This window comes from Methanomicrobiales archaeon HGW-Methanomicrobiales-1, from assembly GCA_002839675.1.
In the GTDB taxonomy this organism is placed as follows: domain Archaea; phylum Halobacteriota; class Methanomicrobia; order Methanomicrobiales; family Methanospirillaceae; genus Methanoregula.
Genome location: PGYM01000003.1, coordinates 167,422 through 191,523 on the forward strand (window position 1 = coordinate 167,422; position 24,102 = coordinate 191,523).

Consider the following 24,102-nt stretch of genomic DNA (forward strand, 5'->3'; position numbering starts at 1 on the left):
TCGAAGATGATGGTTCTGGTTACCTATGATGTAAATACGGAAACTCCGGAAGGAAGAAGGAGACTCCGGCAGGTTGCGAAGGAATGTGTGAACTATGGCCAGCGGGTTCAGAATTCAGTATTCGAGTGTCTTATTGATCCTGCCCAGTCTGCAAAGCTTAAACATTCCTTATGCAGTATTATGGATAACGAGAAGGATAGCATTCGGTTCTATTATCTTGGGGCAAACTGGCAGAACCGGGTCGAGCACTTTGGGAACAAAACGGGATATAATCCCGAAGGATTGTTAGTGACTTGATTGGTGCGAACCTTAAGTGATCATGCTCTTCCCGAGACCTTCGCGGAGAAAAATGGAATCTGATATTTATTTTTGTTGTCGATTCTCCTTTTTAGGATTGCTTTTTAGATTGTGATAAGAATGCCAGAACCGGAATTTTCCTCAAGGTATTTCATGCAAATTTTCGTTCGTTTTTCATTTGATGGATGATTATGCTTTAATTCTATGGAAACAATGATCTGAATAATTTGCAGTCACACCCTTCGCGGGTGTGTGGATTGAAATCGGACATGCTACACCACCAACACGCAGGACTTTTGGTCACACCCTTCGCGGGTGTGTGGATTGAAATTCCCGGATAGCTGGCATTAAAGGCCGGTAGGAATCGTCACACCCTTCGCGGGTGTGTGGATTGAAATATAAGGGTTTCAACGCCTGAATTATACTTGTAACAGTCACACCCTTCGCGGGTGTGTGGATTGAAATTGGATCGTCTGGATACTTGAAAATCTGCCAAAACGTCACACCCTTCGCGGGTGTGTGGATTGAAATAAGGGGGGGGTCAAGTATACCTGTTTTAACATCAGTCACACCCTTCGCGGGTGTGTGGATTGAAATACGTCCATAATTTTGCCCTCAAGGAGCACAATCTCAGTCACACCCTTCGCGGGTGTGTGGATTGAAATTGTCGTGGTTTGCTTTAGATACTTGTGACGCTCCGTCACACCCTTCGCGGGTGTGTGGATTGAAATCGGGACGACCCCACCCGGACAGTAAACCTGTGCCGTCACACCCTTCGCGGGTGTGTGGATTGAAATAGGAGCGCCTGCTCAAGCCGGTGCCGTCCGTCGAGTCACACCCTTCGCGGGTGTGTGGATTGAAATAGCTCTATCCGCTGTCGAGGGGTGAGGATTATCAGTCACACCCTTCGCGGGTGTGTGGATTGAAATAATTATGGTGGGATCTGAAGGTAAAGTCATCGCCGTCACACCCTTCGCGGGTGTGTGGATTGAAATTGCATGTCGTCTACGTTGTTGAGATTGTACCGGCAGTCACACCCTTCGCGGGTGTGTGGATTGAAATTTTTTCATTGTCTAACCTTTACCTCCTAAGTCAACCGTCACACCCTTCGCGGGTGTGTGGATTGAAATCACTAAACACATATATAACAGTATTTCCATAAAGTCACACCCTTCGCGGGTGTGTGGATTGAAATAATTATGGTGGGATCTGAAGGTAAAGTCATCGCCGTCACACCCTTCGCGGGTGTGTGGATTGAAATCCACTTAGACGTCGGCAAAATAGGTTGTACAATAGGTCACACCCTTCGCGGGTGTGTGGATTGAAATAGGTCAAGAGAGACATGGCGTCCCTGCTACATACAGTCACACCCTTCGCGGGTGTGTGGATTGAAATAGGGTTTTATGAGGTGGCGTGAGGCGGGGCTATGAGTCACACCCTTCGCGGGTGTGTGGATTGAAATTATCTCACTCCGGTTGAACTGAATGCAGCCGTGCGTCACACCCTTCGCGGGTGTGTGGATTGAAATTTTCTTTGCCGGGGATACTTAACGATCCCCATACGTCACACCCTTCGCGGGTGTGTGGATTGAAATTGATCAGATGGCAGATGCAAAGAAAACCCTGTTGAGTCACACCCTTCGCGGGTGTGTGGATTGAAATCTGATAGTCAATATAGAGGGAACGTGTTTTCGGATATGTCACACCCTTCGCGGGTGTGTGGATTGAAATTAATTAAGTTAGTGCGTCCGGTCCCGGCGGATTGTGTCACACCCTTCGCGGGTGTGTGGATTGAAATCCAAAAGGGAACCGCGTATTGTTCAGGGTGAATACAGTCACACCCTTCGCGGGTGTGTGGATTGAAATCATGACGATAGCGCAAGTATGCGCGGCAATAGTCGTCACACCCTTCGCGGGTGTGTGGATTGAAATTCTGTAACCATGATGGGACAAGCGCAGGGGATGAAGTCACACCCTTCGCGGGTGTGTGGATTGAAATATGACGCAAACAATTGGGAACCCCCAACACCAGACCATGTCACACCCTTCGCGGGTGTGTGGATTGAAATTTCGGTCATTGGCCCTCCGAATATGCGATATCGAGTCACACCCTTCGCGGGTGTGTGGATTGAAATACTATCCAGTTCGGATTACTGGGTGCCGGTGCAGTCACACCCTTCGCGGGTGTGTGGATTGAAATCCGCTGAAATGCTGCTATGCAATCCACGCACCGGGTCACACCCTTCGCGGGTGTGTGGATTGAAATTGCTCTCGGGGTGTTGACCACGCCTGATCAACGTCACACCCTTCGCGGGTGTGTGGATTGAAATAGCGTGTTTGTATGGCTGATAGCCAGATAAGCCCTGTCACACCCTTCGCGGGTGTGTGGATTGAAATCAAGTGCCCATTGGTCTACAGGAAGCAGGAAAAGTCACACCCTTCGCGGGTGTGTGGATTGAAATCCCTCAGCTGTAATGAGGCTCCGCACAGGTGCTTCGTCACACCCTTCGCGGGTGTGTGGATTGAAATAATGAGGAACAAGGTTGCCGGGACAATCCCTGCAAGTCACACCCTTCGCGGGTGTGTGGATTGAAATACATCATAGGCCATCGTTCCCAAGAAAAAGAAGAGTCACACCCTTCGCGGGTGTGTGGATTGAAATGTCCAATCAACACCAGTACCAGCACCAGCAGCGGCGTCATACCCTTCGCGGGTGTGTGGATTGAAATCCGATGTACTGGGCGATCAATAAAAAATTTTGCAGTCACACCCTTCGCGGGTGTATGGATTGAAATGGAAACGGAACTCTTGGCGTTGGTGTTGGAGTGGGCAGTCACACCTTAACCGGTGTGTACTTCAACTTCCATTTTCCCCGCTATCCCATTATCAATAACCCAAAAATAAAAACAAACCACTGTTCTTTCAACCTTCTCCCGGCAGCAACATCCCCCCAACCACTATATCCCAAAACATCCCATTTCTACCCATGGCAGTCCACCCCATCGAAGAGCGTTATGGCACGAAAGAGATGCGTGCCGTCTGGAGTGAGAAGAACCGCTTTTCCTGTATTGTCAGCGCCGAAGTTGCGCTGGCAAAAGCCGAGGCACACCACGGCATGATCCCGGCAGCAGCGGCAGTTGAGATCAGTGAGAAGGCCCACGATGCCTCGCTCGAACGGGCAAAGGAAATTGAGCTCGAGATCAGCCACGATATGATGGCGATTGTCAAGGCAATATCCGAAGTAACCGGTGAATCCGGGCGCTGGGTGCATTACGGTGCAACAAGCAATGACATCCTTGACACGGCAACCGGGCTTCAGCTCGGCCAGACGCTCGATTTGATCGACCAGAAACTGCGCCAGTTATTAGGTGTGCTCCTCAAACGCTCGGTCGAAACAAAATTATTGGTCTGTATCGGGCGGACGCACGGGCAGCATGGCGTGCCAACAACGTACGGGCTCCGGTTTGCCATCTGGGCAAGTGAGATCGGTCGGCACATAGTCCGCCTCGAACAACTGCGTCCCCGGGTCGTGGTCGGGCAGATGACAGGTGCGGTTGGTACGCAGGCAGCGCTCGGGCCCAAGGGGATGGAAGTGCAGGCAACCATGATGGAGTATCTTGGCATGAGTTCGGTGGACGTCTCAAGCCAGGTGATCTCCCGCGACCGGTATGCAGAGTTCTTCATGTTCTGTGCAGGTGTCGCTACAACGCTTGACAAGATCGGTATCGAGATTCGCTCTCTCCAGCGAACCGAGATTGGCGAAGTCGAAGAGGCGTTTGGGGCAAAACAGGTAGGCTCCTCCACGATGCCGCACAAACGTAACCCCATCAAGAGCGAGCAGGTGTGCGGCCTTGCCCGCATTATCCGCTCGGCAGTAGAACCCGCGCTCCAGAACAATACCCTCTGGGATGAACGGGACTTGACCAATTCCTCCTGCGAGCGGGTACTCTTCCCTGAGGCATCAATCCTTACCGATCACTGCCTGCGGCTCATGACGGTTGTTCTTGATGGCCTTGTGATCAACCGTGCGGGAATCCGCAGGAACCTTGCCTTCCTCCACGGGATCAACATGGCCGAATCGGTTATGATCGAGCTCACCAAAAAGGGCATGACCCGGCAGGACTCCCACGAGCGGATCCGGATGGCGAGCATGCAGGCGCTTGCCGAGAACCGGCCTCTCGCCGATGTGCTGGGAGCCGATCCTGAAATCGTGCGGTACTGTTCAAAAAATGATATTGCAGCACTTCTTAACCCGGACGCTTACATCGGCACATCAGTCAGTCAGGTGGAACGCGTTATAGAAAAGCTCTCTCCGCTCAGCCTGTGAGTGCAGATTTCTCCATCCTTTTTTACCGGTCAGGGCAAAGTCTTTGGCCATTCGCCGGAGATGGATTGGGCAGCGAAAAGGCAACGGCAGGTTTTATTTGGTTTTACGTGATTTAGCGTCACAGAATCTAGTATCTTTATCTTCTTATACAATCAACATCGAAAATATCCATGGATCGGTATGCCTCATTTTCTCGTATCAATGTCTCCCATACTGATCTTGTACGAATGATTGTCATCTTGTCCCTGACGATCAGTTGTATTGTTATCACTGCCGTATCCCTCCGCGCAAACATCGGAACAATCTATGCCCAGCTCTTTTACTTTCCGATCCTCTATGCCACCTATTTCTACCCGAGACGGGGCCTCATCCTTGCCGGAGTTTGTGCCGTTGCCTATGAGATACTGGCCTATGATTACCTTTTCCCCGATACCGGCCTTTTGATCTACACAACCGGGCAGGCCGTGCTTTTCATCTGTATTTCAGCAGTTGTTGCACACTTTACAGAAAAAGTGAACAGAAGCGAAGCACGTTACCGGAGTATCTTTGAGACCTCGCTCCTGGGGATTGTCCTGTTTGACCAGAACAGCTTTGCAATCCGCATGACCAACAATTACCTGTCGCAGATGCTGGGGTATACACCGGAAGAATTTATTGGCATGACGTTTCCCCAGTTGTTCGCATCCAAAGAAGAGCAGCGCAAATTCTTTGAGTACCTGGGTTCGAGCGAGGATGTGAATAATTTTGAAACCCAGTTCGTTGGCAGGAACAAAGAACCACTCTGGGTTAATCTGTCGTGGCGACGGGTCAGTGACAATCAGGTGAGCTGCTCGGTGATCGATCTCAACAAACGTAAACTGGCTGAGCAGGCTGCAGAAGAAAATTATGCCCGTTACCAGCAGGTTACCGAACTCTCTGTACTTGATGCAGGGAAGATCCCGTTGAATTACTCGATTTTCTCTCCCGGGGAAATGATCCAGTCGATCATTGATGCAGGAGGATATGCCACAAAAGCGGACATAACGATTGATATTCCTCGCAATATCACGTTCGATGCGGATGCCGGTAAAATATCGACGGTAATTGAGTCTATGCTCTCAAATGCGGTCAACTATTCAAAACCCCCAAGAAAGATCCGGGTTTCGTATCAGTCCAGTGCTTCAGACAAGATGCACCGGATAGCGATCCAGGATAATGGGATTGGAATTACCAATACCCAGCTTGATGAGATTTTTGAACCTTTCCAGCTTCCGGATTCCGGCACTATCGTCAGGAAATATGATCGGATTGGACTCTCGTTATCCATTGCAAAAAAATACATCCAGATGCATGGCGGTTATATCAGTGTGGATAGTATCGTGAACCTGGGGAGCACGTTTACTATTCATCTTCCAAAAACCCGCAGTGTGGCGGGGAAAGGAAACGATGGGTAACTTTTTTGTTATTTTGATGGCTTGTTTATCCTCGACAGTTCCTTGAAAACACTCATTATTTTACCTGATTTTCATCATAATACGGAAATGTGGGAGACGGAAAATAGCGACTGCCTTAAAATTTTCTCTTCTTTTAAGGGGAAATTAGTCCGGATTCACCAGAGTGACAATTATTGATGGGCATTTTAGTTGCCACGATTTCATATGAAATGTCCAAAACAGTGTGATCCTTGCGATTGGTGCCGCATGGCAGAATCCCACCATGTTCATGTCAATTGCCAGAATTAAATAGCAACGATTTAATATTGTAAAACTATTTTTATTTTGTACTGGATATTTGAGAAACCAGAAATCTGCTCATCCAAATCTTACGTTTCTCTGGAGATCCAATAACTGAGATTTTCTAAAATGATCTGATAAACACCCAATGTCAATTCCTCCTCGCATGAACCCTGAAATATCAATCATTTCCTCTAGGGGAACCAGCATATTAGTCGATTGGATTAGTGAGATATGATTCTGCCGGTGAATTTCCCAAAAAAACGGGTAGTTGCCACCAATAATGGGGTTGCATTCCGAAGACTATTCCCGATCATCCGGATATTCACAGTCTTTATGGATTTCATAATCCATCCAATAATTATCTTTAAACGTCAGTTTTCAATTCGGCCAATTCTTTGTATAAACACCGGTATATGTTGCTTCTCTGCTGACCGTAAAGGAGATTCCCTATGGACCATGTGACAATTCTTGTCGTTGAAGATGAAGTGATTGTCAGCATGGACCTTTTGCACATCCTTGAAACGATGCACTATTCTCCACTGTGTGCTGTCAGGACCGGTGATGAAGCTGTCGTAAAAGCACGTGAAAAAAAACCTGACGTTGTTTTAATGGATATTAACATTCCCGGCACGATGGATGGGCTTGATGCAGCCGGGATTATCAGAGAAGAGCTGGGTATTCCGGTAATATTCGTCACTTCTTATTCAGATGATGCAATCATAGAGCAAGCCAAACACGTCAACCCTTACGGATATGTGATCAAACCCTTTACCGAGCGGAACCTGAAAGTTGCAATCGAGATCGCGTTATCCCGAAAAGCTGCTGAGCTGCAGGACAGGCTGTCGGAACCGCCGGCAATTCCCGCAGGACTGGCAGAGACTCCTGTCAGGACCGGATGCCCCCACTCCAGTCTTTCAGATATCCGCACTTTGTTTGTGAAGGGTTTTTTTCATGACGTTGCCCTCCTGATCTATAGTAATTCTGAGATTAAGGAGCAGGTCTTCGCCTCCTTTATTGAACGGAACCTCAAAACCCGGGGGGACCTTTTTTTTGCCTATTCTTTCTCAAGGGCCCACAGGAATTTTCTCTCCGAGATCCAGAACGGGAAGATCCGTGTCTGCCGGATTAAAGCTGGCGAACTCGCACCCTTAAGAGAAATTCTGTCGGACGTTCAAGCCTCTTCGGGAAGCGCATACCCGGTTCCCCTGAAGCTCCTTATCGATTTTTCAGAACGGTATGAACCTGAAGATATCCTGGCGGTTGTTGATCAGGTTATCGCAGTCCGGAAATCCGGCGTGCCGGTCTCGGGAATTATCGCGCTCGATTCAGGGATGACTGACGATATTCTGATAAAAGAACTCTCGGAGAAAATACCCGGCGTGGTAGCAGCAACCAGCTATGGGACGCTCATATCGTGTGCGGACCAGTCGTTTCCCCTTGAATCGCTCTCATTTCTCCCCCAGACTGTTGTTGATGAAACGGTTAAGAAGATTCTGGAACCGGTTGTTCTCTCCCTTTTGGAAAAGCCGATATCCGGGTATAATATCCTCAAGGAGATCCGGGGACGCTACAACCTGTCGGTTCCCAAGGCCCGGGTCTATACGCAGTTGTACGATCTCCAGAAGAAGGGATATCTTTCGGTAAGTACCATCGGGAAATCAAAAGTGTATTCCCCAACCGAGACCGGAAAGTTGCATATCCGCCAGAAGCTGGATGAGTTCAGGTCGGTATTCTATCATATTCTTGCAGAGATGGCAGACCAAAATGGCAGTTCAGGTTTCCCGAAACGAAAAGAGTGAAGTGAATTTTATTATCGTCACACTCACTCTTTCTTTTTAAGTCTCTTCTTGATATCAGATTTACGGTCGTACAGGATTATTCCGACTCCAAGTGCCAGCATGATCGTGAGTATTCCGATGACCAGGATGAGGTTGTCGGCAACAAATTTCCCGATAACTTCTGCAAGGTTCTGGATGACCCCGGGAGGCTGCTGTTGGGATGCAGGTGCCGTGGAAGCCGGGACCGTAGCCGGTGTCTGTGCCGCTGCAGACTGGTCTTTCAGGCTGACCAGGCTGAATGCGGATAAGCCCTTTGGCGATGTTGCCCGGAAGATAATGTTGCCAGCCTCATCGATCCCGGAATAATCCGTAGCAAGCAACTCTGAAGTTCCGTCATCTGCAATGTGGGCGATACCTATCGATTTAGTCCCGCCGTGGGTCATCACCCAGTCAGGAGAGATAGTCAGCATGACCGTTGCAGGGCCGGTGGTGACAAGAGCAGTCTTTTCCACGATAACGTTGTAGGCAATGTCCCCAACCTGTTTGTTGTTGTTCAGGGCTGCGGCCTGATATGCACTCCGCATATCCGGGTTTATGGTTTCTGAGATAGTTGTCGTGATGGCCGCGTTGTCGGGAACTGCGGCAAGCGGTGTATCAAGCGAGAAGGCGACCGAACCCGTGCTTAATGTTGCAGATACAGGGGTTGTACGTAACCCGATGCTCTTTATGGTTCCGGTTATCGCCCCGTTCTCTCTGACCGGTGTATCGCGTGTCTCCATGATGAGGGTAAAGCCGGGATGTCTGATGGTGATCAGGTTGTTCGTGACGGAGATTGTTGCACCGGATTTTTCTGTAAGCGCAGTTGCGAGGCGGATTTTCTGGGTGCCTGCAGGACCGGGTATAACGGTCAATCCGTCAACCGAAATGGGCTGCTTTGTTACCCCCGACTTCTGGAATGGAGCCAGGAAGAACTTGTTGATCTCCTGAATAACCGGGGCTAGTGCCTGCTGAACAGGACTGGAACGGCTCGTCAGGCCGCTGTCACTCCCACTATCACTGAAACTGCCGGTATTCGTCCCACCGCCGTTATTCCCTCCGCCACTACTCGTGGAAGCAACGGCGGTCATGCCAAAGGTCGAGAGCCCGTGGGGAGAGACCGCCTTGAAATAAGTAGTGGAGCCTGAATGGTGATCATAAGTCGTGCTGAGGGGTTCTTTTCTCCCATCATCCCCGAACCGGAAGATCTTTACGTTTCCAGTGCCTCCATTGGCTTCAACCCAGTCATCGGAAACGCCCAGATAAAGAGTGACACCGGCGCTGCCCAGGTTGGCATTGAGGGCCGCAGTGTTTGTGAATTCAACCGTATAGGCAACCGACTTGATATTGAGATTGCTGCTGGTTGCAGCAACCTGGAAAGCATTGGCAGCCGACGTTGTTGCGCCCTGGATGATATTCTGCTGGACTGCGACACCGGAGACCGGTTTGGTCAGGGCGACATCAATCTGAGCGCTGGCAGTCCCGAGATTCCCGCCAAGGTCCGCAGTAACCGGGGTTGTCGTCATTACCACGCTCTGGATGTTGTTGACACTATAGGTATTCGTACTAGAATCCGTAACGACATCTGTCCCGATATATTTCATTGAATCCCAGCCGGTTGCCGGGTTTGTAATTGTCATCGTCGTAGCATCTGTTTTCTGGGCGGTTGCGGAACCCGAAAGGGAGGATGTGCTGATGTTTACCTGCTGTGCACCGCTGGCTGTTGTTGCTGTGGAAACACCTGATACCGTGGTATCTGCGGTTTTGGATTCGACGGTTGTGCCGGTGGGACGAGTGGTTTTGAAGATGGTGTCGGTACTTGTTGTGGAGAGTCCGTCACTTGTGGTTGATTTCACTCGGTAATGGTATGTCGTGAATGACGAGAGACCGTCCAGCTGGACTAGGTGGGAACTGGACATTGTTGTATTTGTTTTGGTTAGACTATAACTGGTATCAAGACTGTAGCTGACAATGCTGTTTGAATCGCCGTTGGTTTTCCATGTAATGTTAGCGGTGTCGGACCCGATTCCTGTGGCAGATATATTAAAAGCGTCAAGGGGAACAGATCCGGAGATCATTACGTTTGCCGCGTCAGCGGGTGTCCAGAAAAGACCTGAAGTTAACCCGATTGAAAAGCAGAGAATAAATAAAAATAAAATTTTTTTTTCAATCATTTCTTTTTCCCGGTATGATATCCGGCCGCCAACACTGCGATGGCAAGTGAGATGAGGATTACTGTCAGAGGAAGTGGGGAACCCTTAGCAGTTGTTGCCACTGGTGCACTCACTGAGGCCGGACTACCGGTTGTTGAGGATGAGACCATAACTGCCCAGACACTCAGGTGATTTGTTGTCGTTGTCAGGATCATACCGGTTGAATCTACCTGTGTGGGCAGGATGACCCATGCATTCTGGGCGGCATCATAATATGAGAGTTTTAACTTTGAGACATCTCCTCCCGCAGCTGTGAGATCGTCTGCCGAGTATTTGACCTTGACCGTGGCGTCCTTGCTGAGCAAACCGGAGAGCCCGGTGATCTCAAAACTGGTTGCCCCCAGTTTTGCATTTGCCGGAGCTGCATGAAGTTTTTCATTGGAGTACGGTTTCAAGGTAACAACGGCATCTCCGAGTACCGCACCTTGCGGGAACGATACCGAGTACCGGCTATCCGGGGAAGTCAGGGTTCCTGCGCTTCCCGGTGTGAGCGTGATATTGGACTCGGTAATCGGAGGTACATAATTTGATTTTACCGTGAATGGGGTCATCTTCTCATCGAGAACCTTGCCGCTTGCGAGAAGGATCTTTGAATCTATTGTATAGGATCCTTGCTGAAGAGTTTTTGCATCTGGCTTCAATACATACTGTACTGTGTTCCCCGGTATAACGGCATATCCCGAGGGTGCCGTTGAACTGTTAGCGATAATATTACCCTTTAAATCAAGGATTTTTACTTGGTTAATCGGAGAAACGGCATAATAATTTCCGGTGTTTTTAAAAGAAGTCGTCACGCTAATCGGCTGGCCGACAACCACTTCTCCAACATCCACGGAGGTTATACTTCCAGTAATTGTGGGGGTCGTTCCGGAAATCGTGATTGCAACGGGGACTATTGCTGCCGTCGTCATCGTTTGCCCGATTTGCCCTTGTGCAGGGACAGCATAGATGTAAATCGATGCATATCTTCCTCCAGAACCCACATCTTTAGGAAGTGTGATTGTGGCTGTTACTTTTTCGGGGATACCTGGTTTGAGGTGAATCAGGGTCTTGTCAAGGGATATAAATGTCCGGGCAGAATAGGGGGTTGTATCACTTCTAGGATCAATGGTTGTATACGTCTGATCCAGATCCTGCCCCAGCCCCATCACTTCCACAGACACATCTGTGGGATTTTCGTTTTGTCCAATCCCGATTGTCATTCCGTGAGTTCCCGTTCCCCCGGCAGGAATACTTCCTATATACCTTGTTCCGGTAACCGTGATGGCTGATGTCGGTATAACACAAAAAACCATCAAAATACTGAGAATTGCTATCCATTTTGCTATTGAAACTCTGTCGCTGCGATTTACCATACACTACCTCTTAATGAATAATATAAAAAGATGTATTCTTAAGATTGTCGAAGAAAGATTCTCAAACATTTATCTATCATTAGTTGATCTCCATTAAGATAGGTGATATTTCTCGAAATCAAAAAAAAGTTGGAATATAATCAGGAGAGACCTGCCCCGTACGTAAATGTTATGGTGGCTGTATAATCGGAATGGGCAACATCAGCAAGCTTAACCACCTGCTTAATACCTAAATCAATATTCGTTGATGCAATATATCCGGTCCCTGAAAACAGTATCGTACCTGGAGTACCTGTTATGCTTGCATATTCGGTAATTTCACTACCCCCAGTAAAACCTTGAGTGGTCATCTCTTTTACCATTAGAGGCCATGTCAGGGTATCAGATCCGGATTTCAACTTTCCACCATCGGACCCATAGACCTTAACATTCCATGCAGCATCATTTGTGGTAAACAATAACGTAGCGGGTGTATCAGAAGTACTGGGTTCGATCACATTCACAGTAGTATTTAATAGGGCGGCGGGAAATGTAATTGAAGTATTTGCAATAGAAACTGTACCCGTTGAATCCAGTTGCGCATGAATTATAGAATTATCTGCCGCCATCACCGGCACAGCCATCGCGGCCAACGCAATGATCAACACGCTAAACAGAATTAATGATTTTGTTTTCATACTTTTTGCACTCCATTGATCTTTTGATCAATTCATAAAATAATTTCACAACTATTAAACCCGGGTCTATGGTTCAATTTTTGAACCAAGCATATATTTGGGAAAAACAGGCAGATTTTCCTGCAATCAATGCATTGTCTCGCGAAACCTGAACACTATTTTTCCGGCCATGTATCTGTTTTTTTCAGAAATTTTTAGAAAATGGAGAATTCATCTGGTCCTGGTTAAAATAAAATAACATAAATACTAATTCCTGAAAATCCCGCGACCCGGAAAATCCGGCCCGCAAATCCTATCAGGAATTCTGGAAATTCCTCCTTTATTGTACCCTATTTCCCATGCGCGTTTGTCCGGGGAAGACCGGCAGCATTTCCTCTTTTTGTACTCTCAGGACACTACCCTCCCGACCTTGAGAAAAATGGCTTGTCCTGATGGTGCTGAGGAAGCAAATCCTGAACATTCCGTTAACAGAGTATGTGAGACAGATAATATCGGGATATGTTGAAATGCACTCCTCAAAGAAGTGTCCATAATGAAAAAAAAAAGATAATCAGATATACCGGGCTTTCAGGGAAAGCTTACGGGGAGTATACAACGGGCGGAATGGTTTTCCATCAGTATCCTTTTTCACCGCTGCAATCAGGGCTTCGACTGAGAGCTGCTCCTTGAACGGTTTGTTGGGCTGGGATTTTTTCCGGACGGTGACGGTCAGGTTCTTGGATGCGATTTCCTCGTCACCGACTACAATGACATAGGGGACCCAGTCCATACCGGCTTCTCTGACCTTCTTTCCCATCGTCTCGTTCCGGTCATCAATATCGCACCGGACCTGTGCGGCGTTGATCATTGTTACCAGTTCTTCAGCAAACGCGATGTGCTTTTCGGTCACGGGTATGACCCGGACCTGCGTTGGTGAGAGCCACGTGGGGAGGGCGGGGACTTCCTGCGTGGAGATGTTTTCCAGGATTGCGCAGATAACCCGCTCGACACTGCCTGTTGGGGAGCAGTGGAGAATGGGGGGGTAGACGGGGGTCCCGTCTTCCTTGTGGTACTTGATAGCAAACCGGGTTGAGGATTCGACATCGATCTGGACGGTCGGGTTCTCGATCGGGCGCTTCTGGCCGTCGATTGCGGCGAGGTCGATCTTTGCTATCCAGTAGTGGACCCGGTCGGAGAGGATCTCGATGAGCATCGGGCAGTTGGATTCCTTTACAATCTTCTTGACCCATGCCTCGTGCTCGTCATAGAATGCCTTCGTGCACCGGAATGCGGCAACGAGCTCTGTCTCGAAGTCCCTGCCGGTCTGCCAGCCCATGGCAAGCTGCTCTTCAAAGCACGTGAGTGCCTGCGGCATGTCAAGGCAGAGCGAGTGCATGTCGGGCATCGTGAAGCACCGGAGGCGCTTTAAGCCGATGACTTCTCCCTTCTGTTCGTGGCGGAAGGAGTAGGTGGAGAGCTCGTACATCTTCATCGGGAGGTGGTTGGGCGAGATGTGCATGTCGCGCATGATCGAGAACATGCCAAAGCAGGCCGCGAACCGGAGCATCATGTCCCGGTTGTTGGACTTGAAGCGGTACTGGCGCTCGCCAAACTTTGCGGCGTGCTCCCAGATTGCCTTGTCGCCAAGGTCGTACATGACCGGGGTCTCGACCGGTGAACCGCCATAGTCCAGCACGAGCCGGAGCACGTAATCGGCAAGCAGGTCGCGGACGATCTTGCCTTTGGGCAGCCAGCGGAGGCAGCCGACATCGCTTGCGGGCTCGTAGTCCACGAGCTCCTTTGAGCGCATCAGGTCGACGTGGGCCGGGTCGCCGCCGACCGGGACAGCAACCCCGAGTTCCTTCTTGACCATGCAGCCAAAGGGCGTGTCGTTGAGGTACTCCTTGTAGTCGTGCTGCTTCCCGTCCGGGGTCAGAACGAACCAGTCGTGGGTAACTTCCTTCTTCTCCTTCTTGACCGTTATCTCTCCGGGAACAATCGTCTTGGAGAGCTCGGAGAGCGGGTGGCCCTTGCAGGAGAGTTTGAAGGATTTATACCAGCCAAAGGGTGCACGCTTGACGGCAAATCCTTCGCCTTCAAGACCTGTCTTGAGGGCCTTGAGCACGGTAACCGCAGTTTCCGGTGAGGAGAGATCGCTGGAGAGGTGGGCGTACGGGTATACAACGATCTTAGTGACGTTGACCTGTCCCGCCGTTTTCTTTACTTCAGCAATGGCCTGGAGGACAACGCCATCAAGGTCTTCTTCATCGATCGATTCCACGGCGCAGAAAACAGTGAGTGCTTCTTCTTCCCTGTCGGAAAGGACCGTGCACTCTTCGGCGATCTTTGTCTTCTTTTTAGCTTCGTATTCGATATAGTCAGAATGAATGAGAAGAAGTCGCATTAATTCATCTCCGATCCGAAATGATCATTCGTATAAAATGAGTTTTTATCGTATTTATAGTGGTTAACCCGATGCAGTTTTACCGGGATATAAAAAAAGCATTTCCTGAATTAAGGTAGGATGGTATCGTTCCAGTCCATGAGTATTTTCTGCGATTGCGGAAAATGGTTTATTTTTTCAGGTTCTCGTGATACCGCGAGAGGGTTGCCTGTCGCTGGTCGAGATATTTCGCATCGTATTTTTTGAAGTACGGTCTCTCCGCCCGCTCCGTAGTGTAAAAGACGAGTTGCCCGATGGGCATTCCTGCATACACTTTCACCGGCCGGGCATTCACATTCGCCATCTCAAGGGTAATGGTGCCCCGGAACCCGGCATCGATCCAGCCTCCGGTCTGGTGGAGGGTGACCCCGAGCCGGGCGATACTTGACTTTCCTTCAATCGTTGCAACGATGTTGTCGGGAAGCTCGATGGTCTCCAGTGTATCAGCAAGAATGAACTGGCCGGGATTCAGGATAAACGAGTCCGCGTGCACCTCTTCCACTTCGGATGTAACGCTGTCCTGGTTATACGGGTCGATCACGGCCTTGCCCGGCTTGTACCAGACAAAATGGTTGCCGAGCCGGATATCGAGAGAGTTGGGCTGCACGAGGGCGGGGTCGTACGGTTCAATCCGGATAAAGCCCCTGCTTATGCGGTCAAGGAGCTGCCAGTCCACAAGGATCATTGTGCTGATAGGATGGGATTTGATCGCTCATAAGAGATTCTGCGCACCGGGGTACTGGTGTACATTGGTGATTCTTCCTGAGTATCCGCTCTGGAATTTTGAAAAAGCGACTGTGTCATACCCGGAGGCGTGTTTTTGAAACCGTGCATTGAAGATCACCCATGGGCTCTCAAATTTCTCAACACCCGATTCCTTCGGGTTCATCTGCACCACAAAAATATCATGGTGGTGCAAAACTGATGTGCAGGATTCTGAATATGGTGCGGGCGTTACAGACTCGCAGGTTTGTTGTTCGCATGAATATTCCCAAAATTGCTGCCATTTTCAATCAAAGTCTGCTGAAATATTTTTCACCAGGGTCTGCCCGGAAAATTTCAATCATGGTCTGATTGATCGGTTACAGGATTTCAAACGCGATCATGATCGCGATGAAAAATTTTTCAAAAATTCGGGATGCGTGATTTTTCCGGGAAAAACACGAATGGTCCGAAATGTTCTCACCGGAGAAAAAAATCCAGTGTCAGTTGTACATCCGCGCCGCGGATAATTATCCGTGCCACGGTTACTTAACTGACACCTTATGATCGCGATTGAAATTTTTCATGCGGGGGTCGTGGGTCGATTGAAAATAAAAAATCAAGGTTTGATTGAAAATTTCCAGGCAAAGTGTGGTTAAAATGGTTTGAACAGGGTCTGGTTGAAACGTGATCTGAAGGGGCTAAGTGGTGCAGTGAGTGGTGCAGTACACGCAAAATGACGTATTTTTGGCAAGTGAAAAAGGTACGCTGGATTCGTGCACCCGTTTTGAGCGTGATCGCCAAAACTGCTTTACCGGAGTGTTCCGGGTAACATATTCGTCCTACTCATCATCCTCAAGATTCTGCCTTCCCGTCTTATCCCGGTCCAGCAGCGACGGGTCGATATGCCACTCGCTCCTGCGCAACAGGCCATGCAGGGTGCTCGCCTCGCGGATCGTCAGGTTCGTCCGTCCCAGGATCCGCCGGATCAGGATCATCGTGTTCTCGCGCTTGAACTCCGGATGATGGATCTCGTCGAGATACCGGTCTATATGCTGGTACAGGTGCGCCATGTCATTTGCAGGACAGAGGGTTATACTGGGCAGCGGCATGTTTGCAAGTTCATAGCAGACGACCCCTACGGCATGTGAGAGATTCAGGATCGGGTACTCCTCCGCAGTCGGGATCGTGCAGATCATATCGCTGCGCTTTACCTCTTCGTTATTGAGACCCCAGTTCTCCCGCCCGAAGAGGATCGAAATGCGCCCATCGGTGTCCTTGATCCGCTCACGGATCTCTTTGGGCGAATAAAACGGCATCCGCATGGCACGACAGACCGATTTGCTCACCGTGCCGGTGGCGGCAATGACAATATTGCTCCGGGCAAACACATCTTCAATCGTACAGACTTCCGCACCGTGGAGTACGTCAAACGCGTGCGATGCCCGGGCATCGGCTTCATTTCCCATCTTGCAGGGATTGATAAGTACGAGCCGGTGAAACCCGAAGTTCTTCATCACCCGTGCCGCAAATCCCACGTTACCTTCATAGATAGGCTCGACAAGGACGATATCAATCTCGGGCATAAAAAAATTACTGGATCGCGTCCACGGTTGCTTTCAAAACCGCTGCGCCCTGATCATAGACCGCATTGCCGACAACAATCGTATCGGCATATTTGCTCATCTGTGCCGCCTTCTCGGCAGAGTTAATGCCTCCGCCATAGTAAAGGATGGAATTATCAAGCGCTTCCGATGCAGCCTTCACAATATTTGGATCCCCGAACATTCCACTGTACTCGATATAGATTATCGGAAAATGGAAGTAATTGTCAGCAACTGCCGCGTAGGCTGCGACTTCTTCTGCTTTCAGGTCACAGACCGCCTTTGTAACCTTGCCTACGGAGGAATTCGGGTTGAGCACAATGTACGCTTCGGGAATAACCGCGTCCCAGGGAATATTCCTCTTCTGCTGCTGCACCCATGCCCGGTGTTTGCCCACAATCCACTGCACATCCGTTGAATTCAATACGCTGGGAACAAAAACATAGTCGATTCCCTGCACAAGGACTGCCTCAGGCCCTGCCGGCTCCATAACAAGGGGGAGATCATATGCCTTTACCTGTTTTTGTAATGCGGCAAGGTTCTCTTTCGTTACGTTGAGGGTGCCCGAGAGCATGAGGGCATCGGTACCGCTGGCAGCGATTGCATCTATGTCGCCCGGCCTCAGCTGTTTGTCAGGATCCAGTTTGGTCACATGCACCCAGTCTTTCCACTTCATCATAATTCACACACTATTTGTTGTGCTTCCCCATAAACCGGATGGCATTCTTTTCATGGTTACTATCCGGTAATAACCAGTCCGTGCCCAGGTTTAATCACAGAAATTGCAGTTTCTCATCTCTCTCCTTTCTTGAATGGTATACTATTTAAGCCATAAACTGAAACGGAAAACATACCCGACGATTCTTATGAACCTCCAGCAGAAAACCGCGCTCATTTTTATTGCTCTCCTGATCGTACTCATGACGCTGGTCAGCATTTTTTCATCGTTTGTGATACTTTCCAGTTATACCGATCTTGAACAGCAGTACACGGTAAAGGATCTCCAGCAGGCGGTGATAAGAATCGATGAGGAGGCCAACACCCTCTCAACAATAGTCTCGGACTGGGGGCCCTGGGATGACACCTACAGCTTTGTAGGAGGAACGAAACCCGATTTCATTAGATCTAATCTCGCTCCGGATACGTACAATAATCTCCGGGTAAATACCATCATTATCACGAACCGGAAGGGGGAAGTCGTCTATTCCGGTGCATATAATTTCAGCAGTGGGACCATGGTGCCTGTTCCGGGGGAACTCATGGCTCAGCTTGGTCCGGAAAACCCTCTCATGGATTTTACGAATCCCCGGAAAGCAACCCACGGTATTATACTGCTTGCCGATCACCCGATGATCATCGCATCCCGTCCCATTGTCAGAACGGATTATTCCGGTGAACCGCAGGGCGTTGTGATTATGGGTCGCTATCTTGACCCCCCGGAAGTGAGCCGCCTGGCGCAGCTTACCCGCCCCTCGCTCGAATTATTCCGAATGGATGACCCCACCCTCCCCCCGGCCCTGTCACGCAGCCTTCAGGAAATAAAACCCGGTGATGGTTGGATAATCCAGCCACTTGACCGGGACACCATAGCGGGTTATGCACTTATCAGTGATATCTATGGAAAGGATACTCTTATCCTTGGCATCAGTGATCCCCGCAGCATTTACCAGCAGGGTTTAACAACGACGTTTAGGTTCATCGGCATTATCCTCATTACCGGGCTTGTCTTTGGCCTGGTTGTAATGTTCCTGCTCGACCGGCTGGTGCTCTCCCGGATGAGTGCTCTTATGCTGCAGGTGCACGGTATCGGGAACAAAACACGAACATCAAACCGGGTGGAAATTGGTGGAGATGATGAGTTCTCGGGTCTTGCCGGAGAAATTAACCGGATGCTGGAGACTACCGAACAGGCACAACAGAAGGTCCAGGCAAGCGAGACACGGTTCAGGGAGTTGGCAGAACAGCTGCCGATGATCATTTTTGAAATGGATACAACCGGGAATCTTACCTATGTCAATAAAGCCGGTGTTGACCTGTTCGGTGTTACCGGACAAATTATCGCCGGAGGTATAAATGTACGGCGTTATTTATCCCCGGACAATATCCAGCAGATGGAGCGCGGACTTGCTGCTATTTTGACAGGTTCATCCTCATTGGGAGAAGTTTACTCATTACAGCGTTCCGATGGCACATTTATGAAGGCTATTGTCTTGACATCCCTCATTAAAAAGGAAGGTAAGATTACCGGCTTCCGTGGGATTGTTGTTGATGTCACTGAACGAACAAGGCTCGGTGAAGAACTTGAGGAAACCACAAAACTGCTTACCGGCATTCTGCATGCATCACCTGTAGGTTTTTTCCGGATGGATTCAGCCGGCATTGTCACCTTTGTGAATGAGACATTCACAAAAATTACCGGGATTTGGTTGGAAAAGATCCAAGGTAAACACTGGGGAGATTTCCTCCCGCAGGAAGAACGGGGTCGTGTGATGAGTGAAATTGGTCCGGCAACCCGGGAACACAGAACGTCCGGAGCTGAAGCACGGTACATCCACCCGGATGGAAATGCCTACTGGCTTTTTGCCCAGATCATGCCTCTGATCGATAAGCAGGGGAATCTTGATGGCTGGGTCGGTACCATCACGGATATCACTGACCAGAAACTTATCGGAGAGGCACTCAAGGATAGTGAGGAAAAATATCGTGCACTCACGGAAAACACCGTAGACATTCTCTTCTCTACGGATATGGATGGGATAATTACCTATGTCTCGCCGCAGGTCAACAAATATGGTTTCCTTGTGGAAGAGGTGATCGGGAAATCACTCGGTATTCTCATTCATCCCGGTGATATCCGGCGAGTGGAGAGCACGATGTCTCAGGAACTGGAAAAAGGTGCCCAGTTTGTTTCCCAGTTCAGGATCGTGGACAAATGGGAAACAATCTACTGGTTCGAGGAAAAGAGTTCCCTGCGGCTCGATATATCGGGAAACCCGGTGGGAATTTATGGGATCCTGCGGGATATCACTGAACGAAAACGGGTTGAAGATGCTATCGATATTGCTAATAAAAAACTGAACCTGATGAACCAGATCACCCGGCATGATATTCTCAACACCATCACCGGATTACTGGGGTGTGTCGATATGGCAAAAGCAACGAACTCTCCTGAAGAGCGGGAACTGTTCCTCAATGACATCAAGGATCTCACCCGGGTCATCCAGCGCCATATCACGTTTACCCGGGAGTACCAGGAAGTTGGTGTCCACTTCCCGCAATGGCAGAATATTGATATCATTCTTCACAATGTCCTGCAGAATTTCCAGAAGTCCGGGATCATCTTTTGCATAGAGTTCGAAAAAATTGAGATTTATGCGGATCCTTTACTGGAAAAAGTGTTTTATAACCTCGTTGATAATGCAATCCGGTATGGAGTAACGATCACATCAATTTCGATATATCCCCAGATTTCCGATAAGGGCCTCTCCCTTGTTTTTGAGGATAATGGTGTTGGTGTTGACATCGGACAAAAACTCGAGATCTTTAAACGCGGCGTTGGAAAGAATACCGGCATGGGCCTGTTCCTGACTGCAGAAATTCTGGCTATAACCGGTATAACCATTGAAGAAAACGGAATTTTCGGGAAGGGTGCCCGGTTCGAAATCTGTATCCCGAACGGCACCTGGCGGTTTCCCCGGGATTAAAAAAGGCGGTAAGCATATTATGCAGATACATTCTTAATCATATACAGGGAGCGGGATGTAAATGTCTGGTGAAAAGATCCTTATTGTTGAAGATGATGATATCATTGCACGGGTTGAAGACTGGCGGTTAAAAAACCTTGGCTACATTGTCTGCGGTCGGGCAGTCACCGGTACAGAGGCCGTGGAACTTGTGGCGAAACACAAGCCCGATCTCGTCCTGATGGATATTAACATACAGGGCCCTATCGATGGTATCGAAACAACAAAACTGATTAAAAAAGATTTCAACATTCCCGTTGTTTATGTTACATCCCACTCGGATGGTGCCACGATCGAACGGGCGAAGGATACAAACCCAGAAGGATTTATTATCAAACCTTTCGAGGATAACGATCTTCGCGTCGCCATTTCACTCGCTTTAAAAAAATAAGTATTGCTATCAGATCTGGATAATTGCTGTATCCTTCTTTTTCTGGATCGCTGCCTGAAAATCCTTTACTTTCTGTACGGTGATTCCCGAAGCAGCTGCCACGGTTCCTGCATCCGCCACAAGCAGGGTTGCGGCAGTGGTGATTCCCGCATGGGAGAGTTTTTCAATAACCGTATCAGTGATACCTTTGATCGCAAGCAGTTCTTTTTTGCCTTTTACTATTCTGAGTTTCGGCACCTTTTTGGGTTGTGGTTTGTTGAGGTAGGTGCAGACCATCTCCACATGTCGTTGCACTGTAGCTGGTGAAACACCTGCGAGTTTACTCAAGGCTTCAGGAGTGCGTTCACAGAACATCTCCGGTGTCATTATTCCCGCAGCAAGGTATTTTTTCAGGCTGACTGCGGGAATGCCGATCTCTTTGAGCACCTGGCCATAATACATGAGTTTTGATTCGGTGAGGATCAGTTCAGCCTCGCCATCACTTACCCCTGCTTTTTTCAATGTTGCAGTATCGGTGTGTGCAAGCCCGAACAATTCAGTAATGCCGAGTTCCTTTAAAGACGTAAGGATCTTTGCCGAACTGCGTCCTTTCCGGGGGATAATGCGCTCACGCAGGAATTTGCGGCATTCGGATCGGCGGCGCAGTTTATCGAGTACGGAACTGGCATCGCTGATGAGCTGTTGTGCTGCATCACGAGAAATATCGAGTTTTTTTGCCATCTGTTCGGGTGTGCTGCGTGCAATCTCCGCCACGGTATACACGTGCTTTGCCAGGATTTTTGTCGCGAGCAGATCAGTCATGGATGCGATCTCGGCTAGCGATTCCCTGTTGGAGTTGATCTGGTGGCAGAGCGGACAACCTATATCCCAGGGGCGGGCACCTTTCCGGATAAGACGGACAAAGTTGAGCTGGTGCTTTTCACAGATCTCATCCGTGCGGACGGCAAAACCCCACTGCGCATTGGGAAGGCCGATATTGAAGGTGCATTCGGGATACCGGGAACAGCCGATAAACTGTGCATTGCCCCGCATGTGCTTGATCGCAATAGTGCCGCCGCAGGCCGGGCATTTCCCGAGATTCATCTCTTCGGCAGTCCTGTCGCGGATATCATCGCCGATGATCTGCTCGTTTGCCTCGAGTTGATCGAATGCCTGGTGGAGCATTTTCTGCGATTCCTTGATCACATCTTCCCGGGTCCGGTTGCTCTCCTTGATCTGCTGCATGTGCGATTCGAGCGTCTGGGTCATATCGGGTTTTGTGATCATGTCCGCATGCTGCTCTAAGGATTCGATGACCGCCCTGCCGACAAGTGTAGGGCGTAGCGGGGTGCCTTCCACGTACTTGCGCGACACGAGTTTTGCGATCACTTCATGGCGGGTACTTTTGGTGCCAAGGCCGAGTTCTTCCATCATCTGGATCAGCTTGCTCTGGGTGAACCGTGCCGGTGGCTGGGTCTCTTTCTCATCGAGAGTAATTTTTTTGATAGGAAGATGTTCCCCGGTAACAAATTCCGGCAGGATCATCTCTTTTGCTTCGCTGAACGGGTAGACTGTATGCCAGCCGGGTTCGATGAGCTGCCCTCCGGTTGCTGTGTACTCTTCGCCTCCTGCGACAAAGAGGACTTTTAACGTCTTCCATTGTGCATCGGGAGAGAGTGTGGCAAGGAAGCGGCGGAGCACCAGTTCATAGATCCTGAATGCGTCGTCACCGATCGCCTCGCGGGTAGCCGGGCCGGCCGGGTGGATTGGGGGGTGATCGGTGGAGGATTTCTTCCCCCGCGTTGGAACTGCCCGGCGGTTTGCCATGGTCCATTCCACGTCTTTTTTAAATGGGGAGTTCCGGATATCTTTTAATATTCCATCCAGGTCCAAGGATGGGGGATAGACCGTATTGTCCGTCCTTGGGTAGGAGATATACCCGTTCATGTACAGGTCTTCGGCAATCCGCATTGCATTGGCTGCGGAAAACCCAAGGCGTGCGGCAGCAACGATGTAACTGGTAGTATCAAATGGCGAAGGTGCCCTGTCCTGCTTTGTCCCGGTTTTTATATCGGTGACCACGAGTGGTGCTTTTGTCCGGTCATGGGCGAGTTGCGCTTCGCCTTTTTCATGGAAACGCCCGTGGGTATGCCGGGTTTCAATGGCTTCGCCGCTTTTTTCGGTCAGGAGCGAGATCTGCCAGTATTTCTCCGGGACAAAGGCTTCGATCTCTTTCTCCCTGTCCACGATCATGGTCAATGTTGGGCTCTGTACCCGGCCCACCGAAAGAATATTCTGCCCGCCACGCCGTGCGGCAAGCGAGATGAACCGGGTAAGTGCTGCGCCCCACATGAGATCAATAGACTGCCGGGCCTCTCCTGCTGCAGCAAGGGCAAAATCGAGTTCCGTAGTATGAGAGAAAGCGTGTGTGAGTTCTTGTGCGGTGATCGCAGAGAAACGTGCCCGGTCAACAATAACTTTCGAGTTGACCGCACGGACGAGTTCGTAGGCTTCCTTTCCGATCAATTCCCCTTCGGTATCAAAATCCGTTGCAATGGTGATACGGTCTGCTTTTCGTGCCAGTTTCTGGAGGAGAGAGACGATCTTTCGTTCGGTGGGGATCTTGATCGTTTTTGCATCGATAAGGCTACGAGGTTTGAATTCTTCACTGCGCCAGTTACTGTATCCTGGAACGAAATCGATCTCGACCACGTGCCCCCGTAAACCAACGGTTGTGGTATCGCCGAAACTATACGTCGAAACGCCGGCATCCTTGCTTTCGACTATCCTCTTTCCATGACCGAGGATCTCTGCGATGCGGCGTGCAGAAATGTTCTTTTCAGCAACAATCAGGTGCACGGTGA

Annotated in this window: 16 protein-coding genes and 1 CRISPR repeat array; of the genes, 7 read left to right on the forward strand and 9 right to left on the reverse strand. The window is 49.6% G+C overall.

The genetic code is table 11. The features are described from left to right. Positions 1 to 6 precede the first annotated feature (6 nt). From cas2 to CVV30_10330, 4 genes are all read left to right on the forward strand, one after another. Complete coding sequence (gene cas2 / locus CVV30_10315; protein ID PKL68310.1) at positions 7 to 297, forward strand: CRISPR-associated endonuclease Cas2; 291 nt, start codon at positions 7 to 9, stop codon at positions 295 to 297. A gap of 232 nt (positions 298 to 529) precedes the next feature. After that, positions 530 to 3,091: direct repeats of the CRISPR family, unit length 32 nt; unit sequence GTCACACCCTTCGCGGGTGTGTGGATTGAAAT. A 191-nt stretch (positions 3,092 to 3,282) separates the two neighbouring features. Continuing rightward, entirely contained in the window at positions 3,283 to 4,623 is a 1,341-nt protein-coding gene (locus tag CVV30_10320) for an adenylosuccinate lyase (GenBank protein ID PKL68311.1), read from the forward strand. 170 nt (positions 4,624 to 4,793) lie between these two features. Next, positions 4,794 to 6,056 (forward strand): hypothetical protein, encoded by a 1,263-nt coding sequence (locus CVV30_10325; protein ID PKL68312.1) that lies wholly within the window; start codon positions 4,794 to 4,796, stop codon positions 6,054 to 6,056. A gap of 731 nt (positions 6,057 to 6,787) precedes the next feature. After that, complete coding sequence (locus CVV30_10330; GenBank protein PKL68313.1) at positions 6,788 to 8,137, forward strand: hypothetical protein; 1,350 nt, start codon at positions 6,788 to 6,790, stop codon at positions 8,135 to 8,137. 23 nt (positions 8,138 to 8,160) lie between these two features. Here the strand turns inward: CVV30_10330 and CVV30_10335 are convergent, their stop codons facing one another. Next, positions 8,161 to 10,326: a hypothetical protein gene (locus tag CVV30_10335; GenBank protein ID PKL68314.1), complete on the reverse strand. Its 2,166-nt coding sequence runs from the start codon at positions 10,324 to 10,326 to the stop codon at positions 8,161 to 8,163. Further along, on the reverse strand, positions 10,323 to 11,567 hold the full coding sequence (locus CVV30_10340) for a hypothetical protein (GenBank protein PKL68315.1): 1,245 nt from the start codon (positions 11,565 to 11,567) through the stop codon (positions 10,323 to 10,325). Before CVV30_10340 ends, CVV30_10335 begins: the two co-directional genes overlap by 4 nt. 61 nt (positions 11,568 to 11,628) lie before the next feature. On the opposite strand from CVV30_10340, the gene CVV30_10345 reads away from it, so the two are divergent. Then, positions 11,629 to 11,817, forward strand: a complete 189-nt coding sequence (locus CVV30_10345) for a hypothetical protein (GenBank protein ID PKL68316.1) — start codon at positions 11,629 to 11,631, stop codon at positions 11,815 to 11,817. 43 nt (positions 11,818 to 11,860) lie between these two features. Here the strand turns inward: CVV30_10345 and CVV30_10350 are convergent, their stop codons facing one another. From CVV30_10350 to CVV30_10375, 6 genes are all read right to left on the reverse strand, one after another. Beyond that, a complete protein-coding gene (locus CVV30_10350) occupies positions 11,861 to 12,397 on the reverse strand; it encodes a hypothetical protein (protein PKL68317.1) in 537 nt (178 codons plus the stop codon). 550 nt (positions 12,398 to 12,947) lie between these two features. Beyond that, positions 12,948 to 14,780 (reverse strand): threonine--tRNA ligase, encoded by a 1,833-nt coding sequence (locus tag CVV30_10355; protein ID PKL68318.1) that lies wholly within the window; start codon positions 14,778 to 14,780, stop codon positions 12,948 to 12,950. Between the two features lie 169 nt (positions 14,781 to 14,949). Further along, positions 14,950 to 15,504: a dCTP deaminase gene (locus CVV30_10360; protein ID PKL68319.1), complete on the reverse strand. Its 555-nt coding sequence runs from the start codon at positions 15,502 to 15,504 to the stop codon at positions 14,950 to 14,952. Positions 15,505 to 15,531: 27 nt separating this feature from the next. Continuing rightward, positions 15,532 to 15,738, reverse strand: coding sequence for a hypothetical protein (locus CVV30_10365; GenBank protein ID PKL68320.1), 207 nt, complete (start codon positions 15,736 to 15,738; stop codon positions 15,532 to 15,534). Between the two features lie 625 nt (positions 15,739 to 16,363). After that, positions 16,364 to 17,107 carry an RNA methyltransferase gene (locus tag CVV30_10370; protein PKL68321.1) on the reverse strand — a complete coding sequence of 248 codons (744 nt, stop codon included), beginning with the start codon at positions 17,105 to 17,107 and terminating at the stop codon, positions 16,364 to 16,366. A 7-nt stretch (positions 17,108 to 17,114) separates the two neighbouring features. Next, positions 17,115 to 17,801 carry a geranylgeranylglyceryl/heptaprenylglyceryl phosphate synthase gene (locus CVV30_10375; GenBank protein ID PKL68529.1) on the reverse strand — a complete coding sequence of 229 codons (687 nt, stop codon included), beginning with the start codon at positions 17,799 to 17,801 and terminating at the stop codon, positions 17,115 to 17,117. 136 nt (positions 17,802 to 17,937) lie between these two features. Between CVV30_10375 and CVV30_10380 the strand changes: the two genes are divergently transcribed. After that, the gene (locus CVV30_10380) at positions 17,938 to 20,829 is read left to right on the forward strand and encodes a hypothetical protein (GenBank protein ID PKL68322.1); all 2,892 of its coding nucleotides are present in this window, start codon (positions 17,938 to 17,940) and stop codon (positions 20,827 to 20,829) included. A gap of 61 nt (positions 20,830 to 20,890) precedes the next feature. Continuing rightward, positions 20,891 to 21,259, forward strand: a complete 369-nt coding sequence (locus CVV30_10385; GenBank protein PKL68323.1) for a response regulator — start codon at positions 20,891 to 20,893, stop codon at positions 21,257 to 21,259. 9 nt (positions 21,260 to 21,268) lie between these two features. Here CVV30_10385 and CVV30_10390 read toward each other — a convergent pair whose 3' ends face one another. Continuing rightward, a complete protein-coding gene (locus CVV30_10390) occupies positions 21,269 to 24,097 on the reverse strand; it encodes a DNA topoisomerase I (protein PKL68324.1) in 2,829 nt (942 codons plus the stop codon). Positions 24,098 to 24,102 lie beyond the last annotated feature (5 nt).

Bases quoted from the DNA above. Each gene is read 5' to 3' on its own strand.
- CVV30_10360 (PKL68319.1), bottom strand. From the start codon at position 15,504: ATGATCCTTGTGGACTGGCAGCTCCTTGACCGCATAAGCAGGGGCTTT.
- CVV30_10335 (PKL68314.1), bottom strand. From the start codon at position 10,326: ATGATTGAAAAAAAAATTTTATTTTTATTTATTCTCTGCTTTTCAATC.
- CVV30_10340 (PKL68315.1), bottom strand. From the start codon at position 11,567: ATGACAATCGGGATTGGACAAAACGAAAATCCCACAGATGTGTCTGTG.
- CVV30_10350 (PKL68317.1), bottom strand. From the start codon at position 12,397: ATGAAAACAAAATCATTAATTCTGTTTAGCGTGTTGATCATTGCGTTG.
- CVV30_10370 (PKL68321.1), bottom strand. From the start codon at position 17,107: ATGCCCGAGATTGATATCGTCCTTGTCGAGCCTATCTATGAAGGTAAC.
- CVV30_10375 (PKL68529.1), bottom strand. From the start codon at position 17,801: ATGAAGTGGAAAGACTGGGTGCATGTGACCAAACTGGATCCTGACAAA.
- CVV30_10345 (PKL68316.1), top strand. From the start codon at position 11,629: ATGGCTGATGTCGGTATAACACAAAAAACCATCAAAATACTGAGAATT.
- CVV30_10385 (PKL68323.1), top strand. From the start codon at position 20,891: ATGTCTGGTGAAAAGATCCTTATTGTTGAAGATGATGATATCATTGCA.
- cas2 (PKL68310.1), top strand. From the start codon at position 7: ATGATGGTTCTGGTTACCTATGATGTAAATACGGAAACTCCGGAAGGA.
- CVV30_10355 (PKL68318.1), bottom strand. From the start codon at position 14,780: ATGCGACTTCTTCTCATTCATTCTGACTATATCGAATACGAAGCTAAA.
- CVV30_10380 (PKL68322.1), top strand. From the start codon at position 17,938: ATGGTATACTATTTAAGCCATAAACTGAAACGGAAAACATACCCGACG.
- CVV30_10325 (PKL68312.1), top strand. From the start codon at position 4,794: ATGGATCGGTATGCCTCATTTTCTCGTATCAATGTCTCCCATACTGAT.
- CVV30_10320 (PKL68311.1), top strand. From the start codon at position 3,283: ATGGCAGTCCACCCCATCGAAGAGCGTTATGGCACGAAAGAGATGCGT.
- CVV30_10330 (PKL68313.1), top strand. From the start codon at position 6,788: ATGGACCATGTGACAATTCTTGTCGTTGAAGATGAAGTGATTGTCAGC.